Origin of the sequence: Halalkalibacterium halodurans, assembly GCF_004376175.1 — a bacterium.
GTDB lineage: Bacteria > Bacillota > Bacilli > Bacillales > Bacillaceae_D > Halalkalibacterium > Halalkalibacterium halodurans.
Window position 1 is genome coordinate 1 of record NZ_SNUY01000111.1, and the last position, 5,702, is coordinate 5,702.

The following is a 5,702-nucleotide window of genomic DNA, read 5'->3' on the forward strand; positions in this document are numbered from 1 at the left end:
TAATTTTATCAAAAGGTGTCCTTTTGGTTTACACAAAATACGAATAAAAAGGCGTGAAGCCTACACTTTTTAGTGTAAGCTCCTACGCCTTATTTTTTTATTTCCTGGGGTTTTGTCCCAGCCCCTTATAACTGGATTATTACTTAATTGTTTTGGATTCTTTTTTGCCCACTCAACTGCTAGTTCTTGGGTTAGCAGTCGAGCAAAATCCGCAAAAGCAAGTGCTGCAGGCTTGTACTTAATTTTCTATTATATTGGAGGCAGCCTTGGACCTTTATATTTAGAACCATTTTGGAACCTTCTAAACTGGCAAGGAATTGTGTTAGGTAGTATGTTCATCCTCATCTTAACAACCTTCCTTGGTTTGAAAATGAAAAAAATCGAAACACAGCACCTATCAGAACCATTAAAGCAAGCGAAGAATTTCTAACATTAAAAAAGCAGGCCACCTCATGTGCCTGCTTTTGATCATTTAACAATCCTTCCTAATCACCATCATTGAGTTAGCGTTTTTCTGAAACTCATATGTAACGTGAACCTCTTTTAATAACTCCTTATTTCTCCCACAAATCATAATGCTGATCCATCCACCTTAGTAACCTAATATCTTGCTTTGGTCCTGCAATCACAGATAGTCCAATTGGGACACCTTTCACTTCAGCCACTGGTATCGTGACTTGCGGGAGTCCTGCCAACCCTGCAATAGAAGCGAGCTGGATCGTTTCGGATCTTCGTTTTTCAATTTCTTCTCCAGACAGGTTAACAAGAGGAGCTTTCCCAGGTGCAGTGGGAATGATCAGTAACCCATCATCACCGAGCAGCTTTTCTAAGCGGTTTTGAATACGCTCTTTTAACTGTTGTTCGGTCACACTCTCATCTTCTTTTAAAGTACTTGCCCATTCGAATCGCGCTGCAATGTCTGGACCAAAATGGGGCTTAACCGTTTCAATCCATTCACCATGAGATTTCCATACTTCAATTCCTTGTAACGTTCTAAATGCATTCATCCATGTGACTAGCCCTTCGTCTGCAATCTCGATTGATTCCCTTTGAGTAAAACCATTTTCAATCGTTGTAAGAACAGGAGAGAGCACTTGCTTACTCTCTTCATCCGCTAATGCCCACGCATCCTTACCAATCATTACTCGTGTAAATGCTTGAGCCGATGATTTTTCTTGAAGTAAAACCTCACCAACTTTAAGCAATGTCTTCGTATCACGAGTCATCCAACCAACCGTATCAAAGCTAGGTGCTAACGGAATAACCCCTTCAATCGAAAGAAAATTATGTGTCGGTCGAAAGCCGTACAGCCCGCAATAAGCTGCAGGGATTCGCACGGAGCCTGCTGTATCTGTTCCGAGGGCAAAATCAACTAGTTTAGCTGCAACAGCGACAGCCGAACCACTAGAAGAACCGCCAGGAATACGCTGATGATCTTTTGGATTAACAGGTGTCCCGTAATGAATATTTTCTCCATTTAAACTATACATGAGCTCATCGGTAATTGTTGTGCCGACTAATGTTGCACCATTTTCTAATAAACGCTGTACAACAGGCGCATGACTTTTTGCAGGTGAATGCGTACGCAACCAATCTGGATTTCCAGCACTAGCCGTTATTCCTTTTACATCCAACACATCCTTAACCGCAAACCTAAGTCCTGACAGGCTTCCTTTTGCTAATGGTTCCATATTCAGCTCTTCAACAAAGGCATTATAATCCTTCATGTCATCCCTCCATAACCATTCATACATTAATTAGCCATCATTTGCTTTTGAGATTCTTTCTTTTTGTTGATATACATTTAACGCTGCTTGAACACCTTCACCGACATTGACTTTCACATCGTGTCTTGTTAGTACTGCTTCTAATGCCCCAAGAGTTAATAGGATATTTCTTTGTTGGCAGCTATAGCCCATCGTCCCGATTCTCCAAATCTTGCCGTGGAGCGGACCAAAGGAGCTAGCGATCTCAATACCGAAATCATCTAGTAACATTTTTCGAACAGAATCACCATTCACTCCATCTGGTATCGCCACGCAAGTAACTGTAGGAAGTTTATTTTCTGAATGACCAAATAATTCAAGACCCATCGCTTCAATTCCTGCAACTAATGCTCGTTCATTTACACGATGACGTTCAAACCTCGCTTCCAATCCTTCTTCTAATATGAGACGCAACCCCTCATACAGTCCGTAAAGCATAGATGTCGCTTCTGTATGATGATTGAGCCGTGCTGGACTCCAGTAATCTTGTAATTGACTCAAATCAAAGTAATTACTACGAATACGTCTTTCAAAATTGCTTGATAACAGCTGCTCTTTCGTTGCCAGACCTTTCTCAATTGACTTTCGTTGCAAAAGAATATCTTCTATTCTTTCATTATAAGTAAGAGGAGCCATTCCAGCGGGCACAGATAGGCATTTTTGCGTTCCCGTTATTAAACCGTCAATCATCCATTCATCTGTGTTTACTTCAGTCCCGCCGACCGTTGCGACTGCATCAACAAGCAATAAAACGTCCATTTCTCGGCAAGCATAGCCAATTTCCTTTAATGGCTGTATTCGTCCCGTCGATGTATCACCATGAACGATCGCCACCACTTTTGGTTTTACTCTCTTCATTTCATTGATCACATCATCAGGGTCAAATACATCTCCCCATTCACAGGTCATCACTTGAACATCGGCCCCACAACGCTCAGCAATTTCTGTTAGCAAGCCCCCGAATCGACCAAAGGAGGGAACAAGTACGATGTCTCCTTCTTCAATCACACTACAAAGCATCGCCTCAATTCCTGCTCGTGATGTGCCGTCGATTGGAAAAGCCCAATGATTAGTTGTTTGTAGCACTAGTCTAAGCAGCTTCATTGTTTCATTCATTAAAGTAGTAAAACTTGGATCAAATTGACCTAGAATTGAATTTGACATCGCCTGTCGTACACGAGGATCGACCTCAACTGGTCCAGGTGTCATAATCGTACGGACTGGAACATGGAATGGTGTTGAATGATGCATCTTGCAATCCCCCAATCTTGCTCGTATTATTCTGCTAACCTCACTAATGTATTTAACAAAACTTGCGTACCAATCATACAGTCTTCATAATCTGACCATTCCTTTGGATTATGGCTAATTCCCTCTTTAGAGCGAACAAAGATCATACCCATTTTCGTCAGCTTCGCCATCATCAAGGAATCATGACCAGCCCCGCATTGTAATCTCATCGTTGGCACATCAAGCTCTTTACACGATTCCTCAATCATATCAATTACCTCTACTTGGCAAGAAGTAGGATCGACAGCTTTTTTGACTTCCATCTCAGCATGGACGTCCCTTTTCTGGCAAATTCGATTGATAGCTTCATTGACTTCATTCATCATTTTTGTTCGACTTTCTTTATTAATATGTCTAAGATCAACGGAAAAAGCAGCAAGACCTGGGATAATATTGACTCCACCTGGCTCTATGTTTACTTTCCCAACTGTTCCGACTCCATCATACGTCTTGGCAATCTTCTCAATGTCTAGCATGAGCTCCGCCATCGCAAGAGCAGCATCCTTTCTCATATACATAGGAGTGGCACCAGCATGATCGGCATGTCCTTTTACAACAACATCTAACCATATCGGCCCCTGAATATCAGTCACAATTCCAACAGGCAGCTGATGTTCTTCAAGAACCTTCCCTTGCTCAATATGCAGCTCAACATAGGCTTTTAATTCTTCTCGTTCTCTCTTTGCTTGTTTGTATAAGCGAGGATCTAATTGTGCTTGACGAAAAGCTTCTGCGTAAGTCAGCCCATTTGCATCCGTTAATGAAAATGTCGCTTCATCTAGCTCTCCTGCCATTGCTTTACTACCAATATAACCTGTGCCAAAACGAATTCCTTCTTCATCTGTAAAGGAGACAACCTCGATTGAATGCTTCAGCTGAAAACCTGACTCTTTAATCGAACGCACGGCTTCAATTGCCCCAAGAACACCTAGAGCCCCGTCAAAAATCCCTCCTTGAAAAACCGTATCAATATGTGATCCTGTTAAGACAATTGGCGCTTGTTTCACTGTTCCCTCTAGCTTTCCGATAATATTACCAACTACATCAATGCGAACCTTAAGCCCTGCCTCTTCCATTAAATTGATTACATATTGTCTCGCTTTCAAATCCTCTACACTAAGCGAAAGTCTTGTCACTCCTTCTTCTTTAGAAGATGGTGAAGATCCAATCTCACCTAATTCCAAAAGAGTATTCCATAATCGTTGTTTGTTGATCTGACATGTAATAACCAAAGATCCAACTCCCCTCCACCAAACGTATTTTAGTAAATAAGGTCAACCAAAAACTTGGCTGACCCCCATTCATTTCATGTAAACTTTCATTATTCTAATGAGAAGGCAAAAATTCGGTTGTGAATATCTCATTGGCATCAAACGTTTCTTCTAGCAACCCTAATTCATGTAATTGATCGATCAGTGTTGTCCACCGTTCCTCTGACATATAACCAAAACCGTGCTCCTCTGCATCACCACCATAAACAAATTCCATTTGTGCCTCCGTTTCAAAGGCAAGACTCTCTAAAGCGAGATTTGGGTTCGCCTCATGAATCACTTCATTTATTTCATCAGGCGCATCCTTGTAATAGTTCCACCCTTCAACAAATGAAGTCACAAACTTTCTCACTGTCTCCGCGTTTTCTTCCACGTAATCTTTAGTCGCAAATAAAACAACATTGTAAGGATCAAATCCTGATTCTGATACTAAAATCGTTTCCGTCTTCACTCCTCCCTCAATAAAGTTTAATTTTCTCGCTAATACTCGTGTATTCTCCAAATTTCACTAACACCAAATAGTAATCTCACCAGTACTACTGGATAGAAGTAGAACGAATTAAAATTTCTTACAGGGGATAATCCATCCTAACGTCCAAACTGGTATAGTTTGGTAATTGAGTAGTATGACCGTGCCTATAAATCTCCACGCTACTCACGGTCGCTAACCCTCCCATGTCTCTCCGGATTGGTATCCATACCTTCCTTCGTCCTGCGTATCCATGAGGTGGAGGTCGGATAAGCTCCTTTGCTGGGTCATAAGCCCGTATGGTGAAAATAAACTCCGACTCTGCACTATTGGTGTTTGTTATTTGTAAGTATACAGATGATGCACGGCTTTACATGGAGTGGCGGGCATGGTAGGCTTCCTTAGCCATGGGCGAATCATTGGATGACTCGCCGCTTCGCCAAGGAGCCATGCCCGCAGAGGCTCCGTGTCAAGCCACTTTGGGTGATCTGCTTTCTAAGGTTACACTGCCTGTAATCCATCCATTTGAGGAATATCTTTTATTAATCTTGAACCATCAAATTCACACTGTTTTTGACCAATGACAAACAACACACGTAGTAACTTACAACACAAGGCAATCAAAGATTGTTGCTTTTTCAAAGGGCGTTCAGGGCGTTTGGTGTAATAGTGATGCAGGGCTTTAAATGTTGAATTATGGGCGACAAGGGGACGAATCGCTAAATATAAGGCTCGGCGTAATCGTTTCCTTCCTCGCTTTGTAATCCTTGTTTGCCCTTTAAATTTACCTGAACTGTGCTCACGTAATGATAGCCCTGCTAAGTTCACTAATTGTTGAGGATGAGAGTACTTTGAAATGTCCCCAACTTCCGCAAAGAATAATCCAACAGTCACCGCCCCTAAGCC

The 5,702-nt window shown here is 41.8% G+C and carries 5 protein-coding genes; all 5 read right to left on the reverse strand.

Annotated elements, in window-relative coordinates; translation table 11 throughout:
* Nucleotides 1–554: 554 nt before the first annotated feature.
* Complete coding sequence (locus E2L07_RS19850) at nucleotides 555–1,727, reverse strand: amidase (RefSeq protein WP_134230468.1); 1,173 nt, start codon at nucleotides 1,725–1,727, stop codon at nucleotides 555–557.
* Nucleotides 1,728–1,757: 30 nt separating this feature from the next.
* The gene (locus E2L07_RS19855; protein ID WP_134230469.1) at nucleotides 1,758–3,017 is read right to left on the reverse strand and encodes a pyridoxal-phosphate-dependent aminotransferase family protein; all 1,260 of its coding nucleotides are present in this window, start codon (nucleotides 3,015–3,017) and stop codon (nucleotides 1,758–1,760) included.
* 26 nt (nucleotides 3,018–3,043) lie between these two features.
* Nucleotides 3,044–4,288, reverse strand: coding sequence for a Zn-dependent hydrolase (locus E2L07_RS19860; RefSeq protein ID WP_134230470.1), 1,245 nt, complete (start codon nucleotides 4,286–4,288; stop codon nucleotides 3,044–3,046).
* A 94-nt stretch (nucleotides 4,289–4,382) separates the two neighbouring features.
* On the reverse strand, nucleotides 4,383–4,829 hold the full coding sequence (locus E2L07_RS19865; RefSeq protein WP_134230471.1) for an ABC transporter substrate-binding protein: 447 nt from the start codon (nucleotides 4,827–4,829) through the stop codon (nucleotides 4,383–4,385).
* A 468-nt stretch (nucleotides 4,830–5,297) separates the two neighbouring features.
* A partial coding sequence (locus E2L07_RS19870; RefSeq protein WP_134229179.1) for a transposase occupies nucleotides 5,298–5,702 on the reverse strand: 405 nt, incomplete at its 5' end.

Coding starts and splice junctions, on each gene's coding strand:
- E2L07_RS19850 (WP_134230468.1), bottom strand. CDS start 1,727: ATGAAGGATTATAATGCCTTTGTTGAAGAGCTGAATATGGAACCATTA.
- E2L07_RS19855 (WP_134230469.1), bottom strand. CDS start 3,017: ATGCATCATTCAACACCATTCCATGTTCCAGTCCGTACGATTATGACA.